Here is a 19,719-nt window from a genome sequence, read left to right as displayed (position 1 = left end):
GGTCTCTCTAATTCTTGGAGATGAAACGGGTGGATGCCGCAACCGTCGGGTTGCAGACAAAAGATTCGAATTCAAATGAAACGGGGCGAGATCAGCCGGACAGGGCGGGGCGCGGGGGCATGGTGTCGAACCTGTTGTTATTGGTTTTGTGTGGCGAATGGTGCGGGGAATGAACTGGATGGTTCAATTGGTAAAAGCGGGTTTTGGGCGATTATCGAACGCAACATTTGCTGGGTTTTTGTGTTGTTAATCTTGGCCCCTTCGTCGGAATGCCGCCCAGACCAAGCCCGCTCCTACGGGTTAGCGTGGTTCACACATTTTGTGATCGACACGCAACCTGTAGGAGCGAGGCTTGCCCGCGAAGGGGTCTGCATTGCCAACACAACATTTCCAGCAGCCAAATAAAAGCCCACCAAAAGGTGGGCTTCGTGTTTACAGCCGTTCGATCAGAACAACTTCAGCTTCGGCGCTTCTTCTTTCAGCGGCTCGACTTTCGCAGTCTGCTCGTTCCAGCCACCGCCCAGTGCCTTGTACAGATTCACGGCACTGACCAGTTGCGCCAGGCGGTCGGTGATCAGCGCCTGTTGGGCACTGAACAGCTGACGCTGGGCATCGAGGAAGGTCAGGTTGCTGTCGACGCCAATGCGATAACGACGCTCGGCCAGACGGTAGTAGTCCTGGTTGGCGGTGACGAAATCACGCTGGGCCTGCAACTGCTCGGTATAGGTCTGGCGGGCGGCCAGGCCGTCGGCGACTTCCTGGAAGGCCGTTTGAATGGACTTCTCGTAGTTCGCCACGCCGATGTCTTTCTGGATTTTCGAGTAATCCAGGCTGGCGCGCAGGCTGCCGGCGTTGAAGATCGGCAGGTTGATTTGCGGCTGGAACAACCACGTGCCCGAACCACCCTTGAACAGGCCGGACAGGTCCGGGCTCAACGTACCGGCATTGGCGGTGAGGCTGATGCTCGGGAAGAACGCTGCGCGCGCCGCGCCGATGTTGGCGTTGGCTGCTTTCAGGTTGTATTCGGCTTGCAGAATGTCCGGACGACGTTGCAGCAGGTCCGACGGCAAGCCAGGCGGTACGTCGCTCAGCAAGTCGTCAGACAGCGGCTTGGCTTCTCGCAGATTGGCCGGGATGCCAGTGCCGAGCAGCAGCACCAGGCTGTTTTCATCCTGGGCAACCTGGCGTGTGTAACGGGCCAGTTGCGCACGGGCGTTTTCCACCGAAGTGCGCGACTGCGCCAGATCCAGTGCCGAGGCTACGCCCACTTCGTTGCTGCGCGCGGTGAGCTTGTAGCTCTCCTCGAACGCCGCGAGGGTGTCCTGAGTCAGCTTGCGCAGCTCTTTGTCGGCCTGCCAGGTCAGGTAGGCATTCGCCACGCTGGCCACCAGGCTGATTTGCGTGCTGCGACGGCCTTCTTCAGTGGCGAAGTACTTCTGCAGGGCTTCTTCGTTCAGGCTGCGAACCCGACCAAACAGGTCGAGTTCATAGGCGCTGATGCCGACGGTGGCCGAGTAGGAACTGGTGATGCCTGCCTGACCGCTCTGTGAAGCGTCAGCCGGAACCCGCTGACGGCTGCCGGTACCGTTGGCCGAAACCGCCGGGAACAGGTCGGCGCGGGAGATGCGGTATTGCGCAGCGAACGCGTCGATGTTCAGGGCCGCGACACGCAGGTCACGGTTGTTTTCCAGGGACACCTGGATCAGCTGCTGCAGCGCCGGGTCATGGAAAAACTGCTTCCAGCCCTGTTCGGCGGCGGCCTGGCTCGGCGCCTGGGCCGACGAATACGCCGGGCCTTGCGGGAACTGGGCGGCCACCGGTGCTTCAGGCTGCTGATAATCAGGTATCAGCGAGCAACCGCTCAGCACGAAGGCCGCGACTGCGATGGAGAGTAGCGACTTGCTCATTAGCCAGCCTCTTTAGAAGGTTCAATAGCGTCGTCCTGATCGGCGATTTTTCGCTGACCCATGGCCGACACGGTGACGAAGAACAACGGGACCCAGAAGATCGCCAATACGGTGGCGGTGATCATACCGCCAATTACCACGGTACCGATGGCGTGTTGGCTGCCCGAGCCGGCGCCGCTGGAAATGGCCAGAGGCACCACGCCGAGAATGAACGCCAGGGAGGTCATGATGATCGGGCGCAAACGCATGCGGCAGGCCTCGATGGCAGCCTCCTGCAAGCTCTTGCCCTGCTCATGCAGATCCTTGGCGAACTCGACGATCAGAATGGCGTTTTTCGCCGCCAGACCGATGGTGGTCAACAGACCCACGAGGAAGTACACGTCGTTGGACAGCCCCCGCAGGCTGGTGGCCATCAGCGCACCGATAATCCCCAGTGGCACCACGAGCACGACGGCAATCGGAATCGACCAGCTTTCATACAATGCCGCCAGACACAGGAACACCATCAGAATCGACAGCGCGAACAGCGCTGGCGCCTGGGAGCCTGCCAGTCGTTCTTCATACGACAGACCGGTCCAGGAAATACCGACACCGGCCGGCAGTTTCAGGGCAAGCGCCTCGACTTCGGCCATGGCTTCACCGGTGGAATAACCCGGGGCAGGGGAGCCGAGGATTTCCATCGCTTCTACGCCGTTGTAACGGGCCAGTTTTGGCGAACCGTAAATCCACTCACCCTTGGCAAACGCAGTGAAAGGAACCATGGTCCCGGCGCTGTTGCGCACGTACCACTTCTTCAGGTCTTCAGGGCTCATGCGCGCGCCAGGCTGGCCTTGCACGTAAACCTTCTTCACACGACCACGGTCGATGAAGTCGTTCACATAGCTACTGCCCAAGGCAATCGACAGGGTGCTGTTGATGTCGGCGATGGTAATGCCCAGCGCACTGGCCTTCTCGTCGTCGATTTCCAACTGGTATTGCGGCTCGTCGTTCAGACCGTTCGGGCGCACTTGCGACAGCACTTTGCTCTGCGCCGCCATGCCGAGGAACTGGTTACGGGCAGCCATCAGTTTTTCGTGACCGATACCGGCGCGGTCTTGCAGGAACACGTCGAAACCGGTTGCGTTACCCAGCTCCAGTACCGCTGGCGGTGCGAAAGCGAACACCATGGCGTCACGGAAGGTAAAGAAGTGCTGTTGGGCACGGGCCGCGACTTTGAACACGTTGTTGTCGGCGTTACGTTCGTGCCACGGCCTCATCATGATGAACGCCATACCCGAACTCTGGCCACGGCCGGCGAAGTTGAAGCCGGTCACGGTAAACACCGAGTTCACCGCATCGCCTTCACCGCCATCCTTGCTTGGGCGCAGCAGGAATTCACGCATTTGGTCCACGACGACCTGAGTGCGCTGGGCAGTCGAGCCGGCCGGGGTCTGCACTTGAGCAAACAGTACGCCCTGGTCTTCCTCCGGGAGGAACGAGGATGGAATACGCATGAACAACCAGATCATGCCGATGACGATGATCACGTAGGCCAGCAGGTACGGTGCCTTGTTGCGCAGAATGTTGCCGACACCACGCTCGTAGCTTTTCACGCTACGGTCGAAATTGCGGTTGAACCAGCCAAAGAAGCCGCGTTTCGGCACGCCGTGCTCGCCCTTGGGAATGGCTTTGAGCATGGTGGCGCAGAGCGCCGGGGTGAAGATCAGCGCGACCAGTACCGACAGGGCCATGGCCGAGACGATGGTGATCGAGAACTGCTTGTAGATCACGCCGGTGGAACCGCCGAAGAACGCCATCGGCAACAGTACCGCCGAGAGCACAAGAGCAATACCGACCAGCGCACCCTGGATCTGCCCCATGGATTTCTTGGTGGCCTCCTTGGGTGACAGGCCTTCTTCGCTCATGACCCGTTCGACGTTTTCCACCACGACGATGGCATCGTCCACCAGCAGGCCGATGGCCAATACCATACCGAACATGGTCAGGGTGTTGATGCTGAAACCGAACGCCGCGAGGATGCCGAACGTACCCAGCAATACCACTGGCACGGTCATCGTGGTGATGACAGTGGCGCGGAAGTTTTGCAGGAACAGGAACATCACCAGGAACACCAGCACGATGGCTTCGACCAGGGTTTCAACCACACCCTTGATCGACTCGGTCACCACTGGCGTGGTGTCGTACGGGAACACCACTTCCATCCCTTGCGGGAAGAACGGCTTGAGGCTGTCGATGGTTTTGCGCAGGGCTTTCGCGGTGTCGAGGGCGTTGGCACCGTTGGCCAGTTTCACCGCCAGGCCGGAAGCCGGGGCGCCGTTGAACTGGGCGTTGATGCTGTAGTTCTCGCCACCCAGACCGACGTCGGCGACATCTTTCAAGCGAACCTGGGAGCCGTCCTTGTTGACCTTGAGCAGGATTTTGTTGAATTGCTCAGCGGTCTGCAGGCGGGTCTTGCCGATGATCGTCGCGTTCAACTGAGTGCCGGGCAGGGCAGGCAGGCCGCCGAGCTGGCCGGACGATACCTGGACGTTTTGCGCGGCGATGGCGGTTTTGACGTCAATCGGGGTCAGGTTGAAGTTGTTCAACTTGGCCGGGTCGAGCCAGATACGCATGGCGTACTGGGAACCGAACACCTGGAAGTCGCCCACGCCGGCTGTCCGCGAGATCGGATCCTGCATGTTGGACACGATGTAGTTGGACAGGTCGTCCTTGGTCATGCTGCCGTCACGCGAGACCACGCCGATCACCAGCAGGAAGTTTTTCACCGCCTTGGTGACGCGGATACCTTGCTGCTGCACTTCTTGCGGCAGCAGCGGGGTGGCCAGGTTCAGTTTGTTTTGGACCTGAACCTGCGCGGTATCGGAGTTGGTGCCTTGCTCGAAAGTCGCGGTGATCGTCATGGTGCCGTCGGAGTTACTTTCCGAGGACACATAACGCAGGTTGTCGATACCGTTGAGCTGCTGCTCGATCACCTGAACCACGGTGTCTTGCACGGTTTGCGCGGAAGCGCCCGGGTAGGCCACGGAGATGGCGATCGCCGGAGGTGCAATGCTCGGGTACTGGTTGATCGGCAACTTGAGGATCGATAGAGCCCCGACCAGCATGATCACCAGGGCAATTACCCAGGCGAAAATCGGACGGTCGATAAAAAATTTCGACATGGTTTACTCCCCTTTGCCGCTGGAAGCCTTGTTAGCTGCCTGTGCGGGGGCCGGGTTCTTTGCGCCAACGTTAGTCGCCTCAGTGGCCTTGACTTCAATGCCAGGTTTGACGAATTGCAGCCCTTCGGTGATCAGGCGATCGCCGGCTTTCAGGCCGTCCTCGATCAGCCACTGGCTGCCGACAGTGCGGCTGGCCTTGAGCTGACGCAGCTCGACCTTGTTGTCCGCACCGACGACCAGCGCGGTCGGGGAGCCTTTGAGGTCGCGGGTCACGCCTTGTTGCGGCGCCAGGATGGCGGCTGCATTCACGCCGGCCTGAAGCTGGGCGTGAACGAACATGCCGGGCAACAGGGTGTGATCAGGGTTCGGGAACACCGCACGCAGGGTGACGGAGCCGGTGGTCTGGTCAACCGAGACCTCGGAGAACTCGAGCTTGCCTTCCAGTTTGTACTGGCTGCCGTCTTCGAGGGTCAGCTTGACCGCCGCCGAGTTGTCACCGGCCTTTTGCAGGCGACCGCTTTCCAGTTCACGGCGCAGTTCAAGCAGCTCTACCGAGGACTGGGTGACATCGACGTAGATCGGATCGAGTTGCTGGATCACCGCCATGGCGTCTGCCTGGCCACTGGTGACCAGAGCGCCTTCGGTCACGCTGGAACGACCGATGCGACCGGACAGAGGCGCGTACACTTTGGTGTAGCGCACATTGATCTGGGCGCTTTGCAGTGCGGCTTCCGATTGCAGGCGGTTGGCCAGTGCGGTGTCGTATTCCTGACGGCTTACAGCCTGTTCGTTGACCAATTGCTTGTAACGATCGGAGATCGATTTGGTCTGTTGCAGGTTGGCTTCGGCGCTTTTCAGCGTGGCTTCATAAATCGCCGGATCGATCTGATACAGCTGTTGGCCGGCCTTGACGTCACCGCCTTCCTTGAACAGACGCTTGAGAATGATGCCGTTGACCTGCGGGCGAACTTCGGCGATGCGATAGGCGCTGGTGCGACCTGGCAGCTCGGACGTCAGGGTGAAGGCTTGAGGTTGCAAGGTGACGACGCCGACCTGAGGCGGTGGAGCGGCCGGTGCCGCTTCTTCCTTTTTGCATCCGCTGAGCAGCGATGCCAAGGCGACGGCAGTGACCAGAGCGGTAACAGCTGGCTTGAATTGCATGAAAATCCTCGGGTCAGGCGCGCAAAAAAACGCACAAGAAAAGATGGAAGGTTAAAAATTGGGTGCCGGGTGGATAAGTAGCCTGCTAAGGAATATACTTACATTCACGGTTGTTTGTAAATACCTTGGCTGTGTACCCTCGCTGTTACAGAGGCCGTCGCAAGGTTGGAATTGTAGGCCCGGGGACAAGCCCCTAGAGCGCTCGCCCCACTTTTATTCAGCTGATATTCAGACATCGCTGAAGCATCCTGATTGAGGTTGTACTGCCATGGTCCGTCGCACCAAAGAGGAAGCTCAAGAAACCCGCAGCCAGATACTCGAGGCGGCCGAAAAGGCCTTTTTCGAGCGGGGCGTGGCCCGCACGACGCTGGCGGACATCGCAACCCTGGCCGGCGTCACCCGCGGCGCCATCTACTGGCATTTCAGCAACAAGGCCGATCTGGTGCAGGCCATGCTTGATAGCTTGCATGAGCCGCTTGATGAACTGGCCAAAGCCGCGGAGAGCGAAGACGAGCTCGACCCGCTGGGCTGCATGCGTCGACTGCTGATTCATTTGTTTCATGAAGTTGCGCTGGACCCCAAGACCCGGCGCATCAACGAGATTCTGTTTCATAAGTGCGAATTCACCGATGAAATGTGCGACCTGCGCCAGCAGCGCCGAACGGCCAGCCTCGAATGCAACATGCGCATTGGCCTGACCTTGCGTAATGCCGTGAATCGCGGGCAGTTGCCGGAAAATCTCGACCCCGCCCGTGCGGCCATCAGCATTCATGCCTATATAGATGGCCTGCTGTACCAATGGTTGCTTGCGCCGGACAGCTTTGAACTGCATACCGATGCCGAGCGTTGGGTCGATACCGGGCTGGACATGCTGCGTTTTAGTCCCAGCCTGCGAAAATGAAACAACATGCGTAATCGGCTTCGCGTGTGTCAACCGTTGAAGCCGTAGATGAACCGTTCTTCACGCGCTCTACGGCAGTGGGGTGCTTTTATATACGCCCGTTCGCTTGGTTGACAGGTCGCACGCTCAGTATTTTGTAGGAATTTTGTGTCTGGTCTGTGAGAAAGGGTAAGTACCAGACGTTGAATAGATCCTGTCATGATCCCTGTAGGAGCGAGGCTTGCCCGCGAAAGGTGTGAGCTATAACGCGTAAACCAGATACCCCGCGGCGCCCTCGGATTTTTCGCGAGCAGGCTCGCTCCTGCAGAAGCTGCGTCAGGCACACGGCAAATAAAAAGCCCCGGCTCTTTCGAGTCGGGGCTTTTTGCGTTTCAGCGGGTGACGATTACAGCGTCGGGTAGTCGATGTAGCCGACCGGGCCCTTGCCGTAGAACAGCTCCGGACGCGCTTCGTTCAGCGGCGCATCGGCCTTCAAACGTGCCGGCAAATCCGGGTTGGCAATGAACGGCACGCCGAAGGCGACCGCGTCAGCCTTGCCGCTGGCCAGCCAGGCGTTGGCGCTGTCCTTGGTGAAGCGTTCGTTGACGATGTAAGGACCGCCGAAGGCTTCCTTGATTTGCGGGCCGAGGCTGTCGGTGCCTTCTTTTTCGCGGGAGCAGATGAACGCGATGCCACGTTTGCCCAGTTCGCGAGCGACGTAGGTGAAGGTTTCGGCCAGGTTGTCGTCGCCCATGTCATGGGAATCGGCACGCGGTGCCAGGTGCACACCAACGCGGCCGGCGCCCCAGACTTCGATCGCGGCATCGGTCACTTCCAGCAGCAGGCGTGCACGGTTTTCCACGGAGCCGCCGTATTGGTCGGTGCGCTGGTTGGTGCTGCTTTGCAGGAACTGGTCGAGCAGGTAACCGTTGGCGCCGTGGATTTCCACGCCGTCGAAACCGGCGGCCTTGGCGTTTTCCGCACCGACGCGGTAAGCGTCGACGATGTCGGCGATTTCAGCGGTTTCCAGGGCGCGCGGCGTCGGGTAATCGGCCAGTGGGCGAACCAGGCTGACGTGACCTTTGGGCTGGATGGCGCTCGGTGCGACCGGTTTTTCGCCGTTCAGGTACGACTCGTGGGAAACCCGGCCGACGTGCCACAGTTGCAGGAAGATCTTGCCGCCCGCGCCGTGGATCGCCTTGGTGACGTTGGTCCAGCCGCGCACTTGATCGTTGGACCAGATGCCCGGGGTGTCCGGGTAGCCAACGCCCATCGGCGTGACCGAGGTGGCTTCGCTGAGGATCAGGCCGGCCGAGGCGCGTTGAACGTAGTACTCGGCCATCAGCGCGTTCGGCACACGACCTTCGTCGGCGCGGCAGCGGGTCAGCGGAGCCATGATGATGCGGTTGGCCAACTCGAGGTCGCCCAGTTTGATCGGATCGAAAATAGTCGTCATGAAATGCACCCTCGTGAGGTATCAGTGAGTCAGTTGGTAGCAGGGGCCAGCTCGGGATTACCGCTCTGACGGAAAGTAATCAGGGTCACCAGCAGGGCGAGTACCGCCAGTGCGGCGGCCGCCAGTGGCACGCTGGTCAGGCCGTAGCCGTGGGCTATGACGCTGCCGCCGACCCAGGCACCGAGTGCGTTGCCGACGTTGAAGGCGCCGATGTTCAGGGTCGACACCAGGTTCGGTGCAGCCTTGCCGTAGGCCACCACGTTCACTTGCAGGGCGGGTACGGCGGCAAAGCACGCGGTAGCCCAGAGGAACAGAGTGATTTCGGTCGGGATCAGCGCAACGCTGGTCCAGGTCAGTACGGTGGACACCACGGCCATGCTGATGAACACGCCGATCAGCGTCGCCGCCAGGCCTTTGTCGGCCAGTTTGCCGCCGATGATGTTGCCGACCGTCAGGCCCAGGCCGATGAGCATCAGCGTCCAGGTCACGCCCCGTGGCGAGACGCCGGTCACCTCGCCCAGCAGCGGGGCGACGTAGGTGAACAAGGTGAACACCGACGCGGCGAACAGCGCGGTCATGCTCAACGACAGCCAGATACCGGCGCCTTTGAGGGCACGCAGCTCGGCGCGCATGTCGAGTTTCTCTTCATCGCGCTTGGCCGGCAGGAAACGGATCAGGCCGATCAGGGCGATTACGCCGATAACGGTCACCGCCCAGAACGTCGAGCGCCAGCCGGCTTGTTGACCCAGCGCGGTGCCCAGCGGCACGCCGAGGACGTTGGCCAGGGTCAGGCCGGTGAACATCAGGGCCACGGCCGAAGCGCGTTTGTTGGCCGGAACCAGGCCAGCAGCTACCACCGAACCGATACCGAAGAATGCACCGTGGCAGAGGGCAGTCACCACTCGGGCAAACATCAGCACGTTGTAGTCACTGGCCACTGCGCAGAGCAGATTGCCGATGATGAATATCCCCATCAACGCCACCAGTGCTGCCTTGCGCGGCAGTTTGGCGGTGGCCAGTGCCATGAACGGCGCACCGATGGCCACGCCCAGGGCGTAACCGGTCACCAGCCAGCCGGCGCCGGGGATCGACACACCGAGGTCGGCCGCCACATCGGGCAGCAGGCCCATGATGACGAACTCGGTGGTGCCGATGGCGAAGGCGCTCAAGGCCAGGATGAGGAGCGAGAGGGGCATTGTTGATTCCTTGTCGGCTGACTGACGTTAAGGGTCAGAGCTCTTTACTGAAGGTTTTGAGGAATTCCTGGATGGTTTCCTCGTTGCGTTTGAAAAAGTGCCACTGGCCGACTTTGCGGCTGCTGATCAGGCCGGCGCGTTGCAGGGTCGCCAGGTGGGCGGACACCGTGGACTGCGACAAACCGCACCGTTGATCGATCTGCCCGGCGCAGACGCCGTGCTCGTTGCTGTGGGTCTGGTCGGGAAATTCGACGTCCGGGTCTTTGAGCCAGTGCAGGATTTCTCGCCGTACTGGGTGTGCCAGGGCTTTTATTATTTCGTCGAGGTCGAGGTTCATAGCTTGGGGCTCGTGATGAGTAAAACGCTATATCGCGATGAGGCGAACTTTAAATCGGTATTTCGCGATATACCAATATGATTTTGATCTGATGACCGCATAAATCGGTATATCGGGTTATAACGATATGAATGCCGCAGTGTTAAGCTGGGCGGCATGAACTATCTCGCACATCTTCACCTCGGTGGCCAGCGTCCCGGTCAATTGCTTGGCAGTCTGTATGGCGATTTCGTCAAAGGACGGCTGCAAGGGCAGTTCGACCCGGAGATCGAGGCGGCTATCCAGTTGCATCGCAGCATCGACGTGTTTACCGACCGCCATCCGATGGTGGACGTGGCGTTGTCGCGGTTTTCCCTGACCCGTCGGCGTTATGCCGGGATCGTGCTCGATGTGTTTTTTGACCATTGCCTGGCGCGGGACTGGACGCTGTATGCCGACCGGCCGCTGGCGCTGTTCACCGGCGACGTGTATCGGGTGCTGTCCCATGAGCCGCAATTACCGGAACGCCTGGCGAGGATTGCGCCGCACATGGTGGCGAATGACTGGTTGGGTTCTTACCGGGAATTTGAAGTGTTGGAGCAGGTGCTGCGAGGGATTTCGCGGCGGCTGACCAGGCCCGAGGAACTGGCGGCGGCGATGCAGGAGTTGCGGGAGTTGTATGAGCCGTTGAGCGAGGACTTTCGGTTGTTTTACCCGCAGCTCCAGGATTTCGCCAAAAACTACCCGACAACATAAATCCCTGTAGGAGCCGGCTTGCTGGCGATGGCGGTGTATCAGTCAGCATCTCTGTTGAATGCTATGCCGCTATCGCCAGCAAGCCGGCTCCTACAGGGGTATGTGTTCAGGCAGCGATGGCGGGGCGCATCGGAGCCTGCTGTTTTTCGGGAATCGCGCCAAACAACACCTTCTGCACTGCCTGCTGCGCTTCGAATGCCAGCGCCGCACGTTCCCGGCCTTCACAGGCAATCGGCTTGAGCAGATGAATCTCCACATCGCCCCGGTCGTTGGCAAAAAGGCGCATCAGGTGAGAGAGCAAGTCATCATCGCCAATGAACGGCGCCAGCGAATCGACCTCACCCTCGCGCAGATAACGAATCGCCAACGGTTGCAGCTTCGCTTGCGAATCAATCGCTGCCGACAGCAAGCGACCATGGAAGGTGCGCAAGGAACGGCCATCGGTGGTGGTGCCTTCCGGGAACATCAGCAGCGGATGCGCTTGCTCCAGGTGGCGCGTCATCTGTTTACGGATCAACTGGCTGTCACCCGAACCACGGCGGATAAACAGGCTGCCGGCCTTGGCCGCCAACCAGCCCGCCACCGGCCAGGTACGCACTTCGGCCTTGGACAGGAACGACATTGGCGTGAGCATGCCCAGCAGCGGAATGTCCGTCCAGGACACGTGGTTGCTGACCCAGAGCATCGGCTCCTTCGGCAATTCACCGTGCACGGTCACGCGAAAGGGCAGGGCATTCGCCAGGCGTGCCATGAAAAATCTCGACCAGCGCTGACGGCGGACCATCGAATGGGCGATGCCCAAGCGCTCGAACAAACCGAACACACTGGCCATGCTCAGCCCCAATGCCACCACGACCAACACTCGCGCAATCCGCGCGTACACCCGTAGGCGGCTCATTACACAGCCGCCTTGAAGTGTTTGGCGTAGCGCGGGCAGAGTTCGTCGCGTTTGAGCAGGATGAACACGTCGGCGACCTGGAAGTCTTCGTCCCAGCACGGCTCGCCACAGATCTTCGCACCGAGGCGCATGTAGGCCTTGAGCAGCGGCGGCATTTCGGCGATGACGTTGGAGGGGATGTCCAGAACCGGCAACGGTTTTTTCGGTTCGGCGCGCAGGTTTTCGGTGCACAGGTAACGTTCGCGCAGACGCTGCATGATCGCGTGAGCCTGAATGCCGCCGTCCTGCATCGGGATGCTCGCGCAACCCATCAGATAGCTGTAGCCGCCCTGGTTCAGGACTTCGGCCAGTTCACCCCAGAGCACGGCGATGGTGCCGCCGTTGCGGTAGGCCGGGTCGACGCAGGTGCGGCCGATTTCGAGGATCGGGCCTTTCAAGTGGACCAGACCGTGCAGGCTGAATTCTTCTTCGCTGTAAAACTTACCCAGGCTGCTGGCGGCGGTGTGGTCGAGCAAACGGGTGGTTGCCACCAGGCGACCGGTGTTCAGGTCACGCACGCCGATGTGGGCGCAGTGAACATCATAGTCATCCATGTCCAGACCCAGTTCCGCGCCTTTGAGCTTGGCGTTGAACTCGCCGCTGAACACGTTGAAGCGCAAAGCCTGGGCTTCCTGCAAGGCCTCGGCGCCCACCAGGCGTTCGGCTTGCAGGCGGCGTTCATTGCCGGTGTCGCTGATGCGGGCGATCTGAGTCATTGCGATTCTCCGTGCGGGCTGGTCACCCGTCTTGGGTTAGAGCCGATCGACTTTCTTTATGCGGCCGTGTTGTGCAAAGTCAGGCTATGTAGCCCCGGTGTCATCGCCATGAAGCTTTGGTGATGCTTATATGACAGCCCACAAGGAGCCTCTTATGCCCTGGCAAACCCTGTTGAAACGCCGCGATCGCTTGCCCGCCAATCCGGACCTCGGTGAGGGCTTCGCGACCTTGTTGCAGCAGTTGGGCACGGTCACGCCGTTTGAGTTGGCGGTGGGCGGTGGACGCCTGATGGCGACGCCGGGGCTGGCGTTTCTGGTGGGCTACCAGGCGGCATTGCGCATGCTGTGGCCGAGTGCGCCGCCGAGCCTCGGCGCGTTGTGCGCGACCGAACAGCGCAGCCTGCGGGTGGCGGACATGCAGACGCGTCTGAGCGATCTGCGCCTGAGCGGACGCAAGGATTTCGTGACCGCCGGCGATGCGGCCGACTGGCTGCTGATCGCCGCTCGCAGTGAAGCGCCTGGCGAGTCTCCGCGCCTGAGCCTGGCGGTGGTTTATCCCGGTGAGCCGGGTGTGCGCCTGGAAAAACTCCCACCGATCCCACTGATGCCGGACATCAGCCATGGCCGGCTGTTTCTCGACCATGCCTTGTGTGAGTTGCTGGCGGGGGATGGCTGGGATGCGTACGTCAAACCGTTCAGAACGCTGGAAGACGTCTATGTGTTGAGCGCGATGACGGCGTGGTTGTATGGCGTCGGCCAGGACAGTGACTGGCCGCAGGCCTTGCTGTTGCGTTTGCTGGCGCTGTTGGCCGGGTGTGCGGAGGTCAGCCGGCAGGCGCCGAACAATCCGGCGGGGCATGTGTTGCTGGGCGGGTTGTTTGCGCAGTTCGACGGGTTGAAGGTTGAGGTGAATCAGGCATTGGCCGATGGCCCGCCGCAGTGGGCGGCGATGTGGCAGCGGGATCAGGCGGTGATGGATTTGGCGGCGGGCGCGCGGGGCAAGCGGTTGGCCAAGGCACTCGCGGCGATCTGACGGGCCTCTTCGCGGGCAAGCCTCGCTCCTACGGATTGCACCGTCCCTGTAGGAGCGAGGCTTGCCCGCGAAGGCGTCTTCATTGACGACACAAACTCCGAAACTGTCATCAACCTCAACTAGGCTCAGCAATCAAATCCGCCGAGCCCCTGCCATGTTCAAAGGCTTGTCCCTGTTTTTCATGCTGCTGCTCAGCCTCTCGACCCAGGCCGAAACCTGGCCCGCCGAGCAATGGTCGTCCGGTCCGACCCTGAGCGGCCCGGCGCTGCAAGCCCTGGAAACCTACGCCTTCCCACCCCGTGATGACATCAGCCGAAAAGGCGTCCGCACCGACGCCTTGCTGGTGATCCGCGACGGTCAGTTGATCTACGAACGCTACGCCGGCCCGACCAGCGTCGACACGCCGCACCTGACCTGGTCGATCAGCAAGAGCCTTATGGCCACGGTGCTCGGCGTTGCCTATGGCGAAGGCCTGTTCAAATTGCAGGACCCGGCGCTGAAGTTCTATCCATCGCTGGTAAAGCACCCGGCAATCACCCTGGCCGATCTGCTGCACTGGGCCTCGGGCCTGGACTGGCAGGAAGACTACGAATACGCGCCGTTGAAGTCCTCGGTGGTGGCGATGCTCTACACCCGCGGCCATCACGACATGGCCGCCTTCACCACCGATCACGCCGAGTACGCCAAGCCCGGTCAGGCTTTTCGCTATTCCAGCGGTGACAGCAATCTGTTGTCCGCGGCGTTGAAGAACATCGTCGGTCCGGCGCGTTATCCCGACTATCCATGGTCCGCGCTGTTCGAGCCGCTGGGGATTCGCCACGCGGTGTGGGAAACCGATGGCACGGGCACTTTCGTTGCCTCGTCCAATGCCTACCTCACCGCCCGCGACCTGGCGCGAGTCGGCCTGTTGATGGCGCGTGACGGCCGTTGGGGGGACCGGCAATTGCTGCCCAAAGACTGGGTCACCTTCAATCGCGAGCCCTTCGCCCACTATCAAGCGAATCAGGACGACGCGGTGCCAGGCGGTCAGTGGTGGCTCAATCGCGCCGTGGATGGCGCAGCGCAACCCTGGCCCGATGCACCCCACGACACCTTCGCCGCACTCGGTCATTGGGGCCAGGCGATGTACGTGATCCCCAGCGAAAAGCTGGTGATCGTGCGCTACGGCGACGACCGCGACGGTAGCTACAGCCACAACGCGTTGCTCAACCTCGCGCGCAAGGCAATCGCCGGGAAGGTGCAGCCATGAGCCGTCGCCCGTTTGTCCGCCGCCGACCGTTCAGCTCGGTGTTGTTGATCCTGCTGATCGCGTTGCTTGGCTGGATCTGGCACGAGCGGGTAGCGCTGTGGGCCTTCCCGGACATCATCAGTGCCTACACCGCCAAGGAATACTGCTCGTGCCGATACGTGATGAACAACGACGCCGAGTATTGCCGTGGCTATGTGAAGCAGTGGCTGCCCTTCAGCGGTTTTACCGATGACGCCGCCGGCAAACGCGTGACGGTCAGCGGCATGGGGCGCAGCAACAGCGCGCAATGGATCGGCGAACACCAAGGCTGCCGTCTGCAACCCTGACAGGTCACTTTTGTAGGAGCCGGCTTGCCGGCGATGGCGATCTCAGGGATGCCATCGCCAGCAAGCCGGCTCCTACAGGTTTGGCGTGAACCTTCAATCCCGAGCACACCGCAAATCCGTAGGAGCCGGCTTGCTGGCGATGGCAATCTCCGGGACGCCATCGCCGGCAAGCCGGGCTCCTACAGGGGTGGTCTTCAATCTTCGCGGTTTGCAATGCGCTCGCGGACGGTTAAGGTTCGTTCAGGTTTATCTGCCCCACGAGTCTTTATGTTCAAGCGGTCCCTCACCAAAACCCTCGCCTTTGTGCTGCTGGCCAGCGCTACTTTGTCGGCTCAGGCCAATTGGTACCTGGACGGCGAATCCTCGCGGCTGTCGTTCGTCAGCACCAAAAACGCCAATGTTTCCGAAGTGCAGCGCTTCCTGGTGCTGCATGGCAAGGTCAGTCCCAAAGGCCTGGCCGAGGTGGAAGTCGAGCTGGATTCGGTGAACAGCGGCATCCCCTTGCGCGACGAACGCATGCGCAAGGAGCTGTTCGAGGTCCAGACCTTTCCCGAAGCGTTGATCACTGCGCAGATTGATTTGCGCCCGATCAACGACCTCGCCCCCGGCGCGCAACTCGAACTGCGCTTGCCGGTCACCGTCAACCTCCACGGCAAAACCCGTGAGTACAACGCCGAGTTGTTGGCGACTCGCCTCGATGACCGGCGCTTTCAGGTGGTGACGCTCGAACCGCTGGTGATCAACGCCGAGGATTTTGATCTGGCGCCGGGGCTGGACAGCTTGCGCAAGGTCGCCGGGTTGTCGGCGATCAGTCTGTCGGTGCCGGTGGGTGCGGTGCTGATTTTCACGGCGCGCTGACATGGCCGGCGCGATTTTTCCCTGGCGTGAAGGCAACAGCTTCGAACTGCTGATTGACGGTCCGCAGTTCTTTCCACGGATGCTGGTCGCGATTGCGCGCGCCGAGGAACAAGTCGAACTGGAGCTGTACCTGGTGGAGGCGGGCGCGTGTGCCGAGGCCATGGTTCAGGCACTGGTCCAGGCCGCCGAGCGCGGCGTGCGGGTGCGCTGCCTGTTCGATGATTACGGCAGCCTCGCGTTTACCCTGACCTTGCGTCAGCGGCTGATGGCGGCCGGCGTAGAGCTGCGCTTCTACAATCGCCTGAGCTGGCGACGCTGGGTCGGCAATTTCTACCGCGATCATCGCAAGTTGTTGTTGGTCGATCAGAGCATGGCCGTGGTCGGCGGCACCGGTGTCACCGATGAGTTCTGGACGCCGGGCGAAGACGCCAGCGAATGGCACGAAGTGATGGTGGAAATCACCGGTCCTCTGGTCATCGACTGGCAGTTGTTGTTCGATCGCCAATGGATCGCCAACCGCCATCGCCGCGCATGGAAACCTGCCTCGCATTTCGGTTTGCCGCGATTGCCCCGCGTGCCGCCGATGGGCGAGGGCATGGGCCGGGTCGCGTATGCCGACGCCCGCCAGCACCGCGACATCCTGCAATCGCTGGTTCGTGCGCTGAACAGCGGACAAAAGCGAATCTGGCTGGCCACACCGTATTTCCTGCCGACCTGGAAAGTCCGCCGCTCGTTGCGCCGGGCGGCTGGCCGAGGCGTCGATGTACGGCTGTTGTTGACCGGGCCGCGCACCGATCACCCGTCGGTACGTTATGCCGGGCATCGTTACTACCCGCGATTGCTCAAGGCCGGGGTGAAGATCTTCGAATACCAGCCGTGTTTCCTGCACCTGAAAATGGTGCTGGTCGATGATTGGGTGAGCATTGGCTCGTGCAACTTCGATCACTGGAATTTGCGATTCAACCTGGAAGCCAACCTTGAAGCGCTGGACCCGGGGCTGACGCGTGCGGTGGCGGCGAGTTTCGAGAATGACTTTGCGCTGAGCCAGGAAGTGAGCCTGGAGGCCTGGCAACGCCGACCGCTGTGGCGGCGGGTGAAGCAGAGGATCTGGGGATGGGTGGATCGGTTGGTGGTGAATCTGCTGGATCGACGGGGCTGAACCCAATCTCCGCAACCCCCTAAAACCACTGTGGGAGCGGGCTTGCTCGCGAAGAGGCCGTGTCAGTCAACAATGATTTCGACTGACAGTCCGCTTTCGCGAGCAAGCCCGCTCCCACAGGGAATCGAGGTTGGATCGCTATTCTTTTGTCGACGCAATCCTTGTAGGAGCCGGCTTGCTGGCGATGGCATCACCGCGGTGTATCTGACAAACCGCGGAGATGCCATCGCCAGCAAGCCGGCTCCTACAAAGGTTCTACAGGAGTTCGAAGCTCTGCTGCGTCACGTCCTGGGAGTCCAGGCCGATCTGCACGTTGAACTTGCCTGGCTCCGCTGCGTACTTCAACTGAGCGTTGAAGAACTTCAGGTCATCCTCGGTGATGGTGAAGTGCACGACTTTCTGTTCGCCGGCCTTGAGCGTGACTTTCTGGAAGTTCTTCAGTTCCTTCAGTGGCCGGATCATCGAACCGGTCACGTCCTGGATGTACAGCTGCACCACGGTTTCGCCGTCGCGTTTGCCGGTGTTTTTCACCATGACGCTGGCGTCGAGCTTGCCGGTCTTGTTCAGCGTGGTCGATGACAGGGCCATGTCGGTCAGGCTGAAATCGGTGTAGCTCAGACCGAAGCCGAACGGGAACAGAGGCCCTGTGGTGTCATCGAAATACTGCGAGGTGTAGTTGCCCGGTTTGCCCGGCGTGAACGGCCGGCCAATGCTCAGGTGGTTGTAGTAGGTCGGAATCTGGCCCACCGAACGCGGGAAGGTGATCGGCAGTTTGCCCGACGGGTTGTAGTCGCCGAACAAAACGTCGGCGATGGCATTGCCGCCTTCGGTGCCGCTGAACCAGGTTTCCAGAATCGCGTCAGCCTGGTCTTTCTCTTCGAGAATCGACAGCGGACGGCCGTTCATCAACACCAGCACCAGCGGTTTGCCGGTGGCTTTCAAGGCCTTGAGCAATTCGCGCTGGTTGGCCGGGATGTTCAGGTCGGTGCGGCTCGACGATTCGTGGGACATGCCACGGGATTCGCCCACGGCTGCCACCACCACATCGGCATCCTTGGCGGCTTTCACCGCTTCGTCGATCAGCACTTGTGCCGAGCGCGGGTCATCGACCACTTCCGGGGCATCGAAGTTGAGGAAGTTCAGGTAATCCAGCGCCTTCTTGTCGCTGGTGATGTTGGCGCCACGGGCGTAGATCAGCGTCGACTGCGCACCGAGTGCGGTGGTCATGCCGTCGAACAGTGTCACCGATTGCGCAGGGCGACCGTTGGCGGCCCAACTGCCCATCATGTCGATCGGTGCCTTGGCCAATGGACCGACCAGCATGATTTTCGCGGTTTTCTTCAGCGGCAGGGTTTCGCCCTGGTTCTTCAGCAACACCAGGCTGCGGCGCGCAACGTCGCGCGCCTCGGCGCGGTGCAGGCGGCTGTCGGCGTTAGTGTCGACCGGATCATCTTCAGCCTTGCCGATGCGCAGGTACGGGTCCTTGAACAGGCCCATGTCGTACTTGGCGTCGAGCACCGCTCGCACGGCATTATCGATGTCGCTCTGCTGGATCTCGCCGGCCTTGAGCAGCCCTGGCAGCTCCTTGCCGTAGAGCGTGTCGTTCATGCTCATATGAATGCCGGCCTTGATCGCCAGCTTCGCGGCTTCGCGGCCGTCAGCGGCAACGCCGTGCTTGATCAGCTCGAAAATCGCCCCATGGTCGCTGACCGCCAGGCCCTTGAAGCCCCAGTCCTTGCGCAACAGGTCGTTCATCAGCCAGGTGTTGGCGGTGGCCGGTATGCCGTTGATCGAGTTCAACGCGACCATGACCCCACCAGCGCCGGCGTCAATCGCCGCGCGGTACGGTGGCAGATAGTCCTGGTACATCTTGACCGGGCTCATGTCGACGACGTTGTAGTCGCGACCGCCCTCGACCGCGCCATACAAGGCGAAGTGCTTGACGCTGGCCATAATGCTGTCGGCCGCGTTCGCGCCGGCGCCCTGGAATGCCTTGACCATCACGCCGGCGATGCGCGACACGAGATAGGTGTCTTCACCGAAGCCTTCGGAAGTACGGCCCCAGCGCGGGTCACGGGAGATGTCGACCATCGGTGCAAAAGTGAGGTCGACGCCGTCCGACGCAGCTTCCTTGGCGGCGATGCGCCCGGACAGGCCGATGGCGTCCATGTCCCAGCTCGAAGCGAGGGCGATAGGAATCGGGAAAATCGTGCGGTGGCCGTGGATCACGTCGTAGGCGAAGAACATCGGGATCTTCAACCGGCTGCGCATCGCCGCGTCCTGCATCGGACGGTTTTCCGGGCGGGTGATCGAGTTGAACGTACCGCCGATGTTACCGGCGGCAATTTCCTTGCGGATCAGCTCCCGAGGCATTTCCGGGCCGATGCTGATCAGGCGCAACTGGCCGATTTTTTCATCGAGGGTCATCTGCTTCATCAGGTTGCTGATGAAAGCGTCCTTGTTCTCCAGAGGTGTGGGCGTCGTGGCGGCCAATACGTTATGACTGGCCAGGCTGACGAACAGGCCCAGCAAACACAGCTTCTTCATGAATGGTTTTCTCAAAAGCCCAAACGGCAGTGAATACGCGCCGGTCAGCCAAAATTTAGGG

The 19,719-nt window shown here is 60.9% G+C and carries 16 protein-coding genes; 7 read left to right on the top strand and 9 right to left on the bottom strand.

What is annotated here, in order from left to right; genetic code table 11:
* Positions 1–446 precede the first annotated feature (446 nt).
* Genes emhC through emhA form a run of 3 tightly spaced genes read right to left on the bottom strand, consistent with a single transcriptional unit; the run spans position 447 to position 6,229 of the window.
* Positions 447–1,907 (bottom strand): efflux RND transporter outer membrane subunit EmhC, encoded by a 1,461-nt coding sequence (emhC, locus tag ACYZUC_RS13585; RefSeq protein ID WP_461996287.1) that lies wholly within the window; start codon positions 1,905–1,907, stop codon positions 447–449.
* On the bottom strand, positions 1,907–5,068 hold the full coding sequence (gene emhB / locus ACYZUC_RS13580) for an efflux RND transporter permease subunit EmhB (protein ID WP_461996286.1): 3,162 nt from the start codon (positions 5,066–5,068) through the stop codon (positions 1,907–1,909). Before emhB ends, emhC begins: the two co-directional genes overlap by 1 nt.
* Before the next feature lie 3 nt (positions 5,069–5,071).
* Positions 5,072–6,229, bottom strand: coding sequence for an efflux RND transporter periplasmic adaptor subunit EmhA (gene emhA / locus ACYZUC_RS13575; protein WP_461996284.1), 1,158 nt, complete (start codon positions 6,227–6,229; stop codon positions 5,072–5,074).
* A gap of 268 nt (positions 6,230–6,497) precedes the next feature.
* Here emhA and emhR point away from each other — a divergent pair, with 268 nt between their 5' ends.
* Complete coding sequence (gene emhR / locus ACYZUC_RS13570) at positions 6,498–7,130, top strand: efflux system transcriptional repressor EmhR (protein ID WP_461996282.1); 633 nt, start codon at positions 6,498–6,500, stop codon at positions 7,128–7,130.
* Between the two features lie 385 nt (positions 7,131–7,515).
* On the opposite strand, the gene ACYZUC_RS13565 is transcribed toward emhR, so the two are convergent.
* Genes ACYZUC_RS13565 through ACYZUC_RS13555 form a run of 3 tightly spaced genes read right to left on the bottom strand, consistent with a single transcriptional unit; the run spans position 7,516 to position 10,098 of the window.
* Positions 7,516–8,565, bottom strand: a complete 1,050-nt coding sequence (locus ACYZUC_RS13565) for an alkene reductase (protein ID WP_192228656.1) — start codon at positions 8,563–8,565, stop codon at positions 7,516–7,518.
* Between the two features lie 29 nt (positions 8,566–8,594).
* Positions 8,595–9,761, bottom strand: coding sequence for an MFS transporter (locus ACYZUC_RS13560; protein WP_461996280.1), 1,167 nt, complete (start codon positions 9,759–9,761; stop codon positions 8,595–8,597).
* Between the two features lie 34 nt (positions 9,762–9,795).
* Positions 9,796–10,098, bottom strand: coding sequence for an ArsR/SmtB family transcription factor (locus tag ACYZUC_RS13555; RefSeq protein WP_008025677.1), 303 nt, complete (start codon positions 10,096–10,098; stop codon positions 9,796–9,798).
* A gap of 156 nt (positions 10,099–10,254) precedes the next feature.
* Here ACYZUC_RS13555 and ACYZUC_RS13550 point away from each other — a divergent pair, with 156 nt between their 5' ends.
* Positions 10,255–10,833, top strand: a complete 579-nt coding sequence (locus tag ACYZUC_RS13550) for an acyl carrier protein phosphodiesterase (RefSeq protein WP_461996278.1) — start codon at positions 10,255–10,257, stop codon at positions 10,831–10,833.
* 106 nt (positions 10,834–10,939) lie between these two features.
* Here ACYZUC_RS13550 and ACYZUC_RS13545 read toward each other — a convergent pair whose 3' ends face one another.
* Both ACYZUC_RS13545 and olsB read right to left on the bottom strand, forming a co-directional pair.
* Positions 10,940–11,731 carry a lysophospholipid acyltransferase family protein gene (locus ACYZUC_RS13545; RefSeq protein WP_461996276.1) on the bottom strand — a complete coding sequence of 264 codons (792 nt, stop codon included), beginning with the start codon at positions 11,729–11,731 and terminating at the stop codon, positions 10,940–10,942.
* Positions 11,731–12,486, bottom strand: coding sequence for an L-ornithine N(alpha)-acyltransferase (olsB, locus tag ACYZUC_RS13540; RefSeq protein WP_461996275.1), 756 nt, complete (start codon positions 12,484–12,486; stop codon positions 11,731–11,733). The genes ACYZUC_RS13545 and olsB overlap by 1 nt, the downstream gene beginning before the upstream one ends.
* Positions 12,487–12,640: 154 nt before the next feature.
* On the opposite strand from olsB, the gene ACYZUC_RS13535 reads away from it, so the two are divergent.
* The 5 genes from ACYZUC_RS13535 to ACYZUC_RS13515 all read left to right on the top strand — a co-directional run bounded on the left by ACYZUC_RS13535 (position 12,641) and on the right by ACYZUC_RS13515 (position 17,111).
* Entirely contained in the window at positions 12,641–13,519 is an 879-nt protein-coding gene (locus ACYZUC_RS13535; protein ID WP_461996273.1) for an acyl-CoA dehydrogenase middle domain-containing protein, read from the top strand.
* A 154-nt stretch (positions 13,520–13,673) separates the two neighbouring features.
* A complete protein-coding gene (locus ACYZUC_RS13530; RefSeq protein WP_461996272.1) occupies positions 13,674–14,768 on the top strand; it encodes a serine hydrolase domain-containing protein in 1,095 nt (364 codons plus the stop codon).
* Complete coding sequence (locus ACYZUC_RS13525; protein ID WP_461996269.1) at positions 14,765–15,094, top strand: amidase; 330 nt, start codon at positions 14,765–14,767, stop codon at positions 15,092–15,094. Before ACYZUC_RS13530 ends, ACYZUC_RS13525 begins: the two co-directional genes overlap by 4 nt.
* A 267-nt stretch (positions 15,095–15,361) precedes the next feature.
* Positions 15,362–15,952, top strand: a complete 591-nt coding sequence (locus ACYZUC_RS13520; RefSeq protein ID WP_461996267.1) for a YceI family protein — start codon at positions 15,362–15,364, stop codon at positions 15,950–15,952.
* A 1-nt stretch (position 15,953) separates the two neighbouring features.
* On the top strand, positions 15,954–17,111 hold the full coding sequence (locus tag ACYZUC_RS13515; RefSeq protein ID WP_461996265.1) for a phospholipase D-like domain-containing protein: 1,158 nt from the start codon (positions 15,954–15,956) through the stop codon (positions 17,109–17,111).
* A 255-nt stretch (positions 17,112–17,366) separates the two neighbouring features.
* On the opposite strand, the gene bglX is transcribed toward ACYZUC_RS13515, so the two are convergent.
* Positions 17,367–19,658: a beta-glucosidase BglX gene (gene bglX / locus ACYZUC_RS13510; protein ID WP_461996263.1), complete on the bottom strand. Its 2,292-nt coding sequence runs from the start codon at positions 19,656–19,658 to the stop codon at positions 17,367–17,369.
* Between the last annotated feature and the right edge of the window lie 61 nt (positions 19,659–19,719).

This window comes from Pseudomonas sp. GT1P32 (genome assembly GCF_054897805.1).
This window is presented reverse-complemented; position numbering and strand designations above follow the sequence as displayed.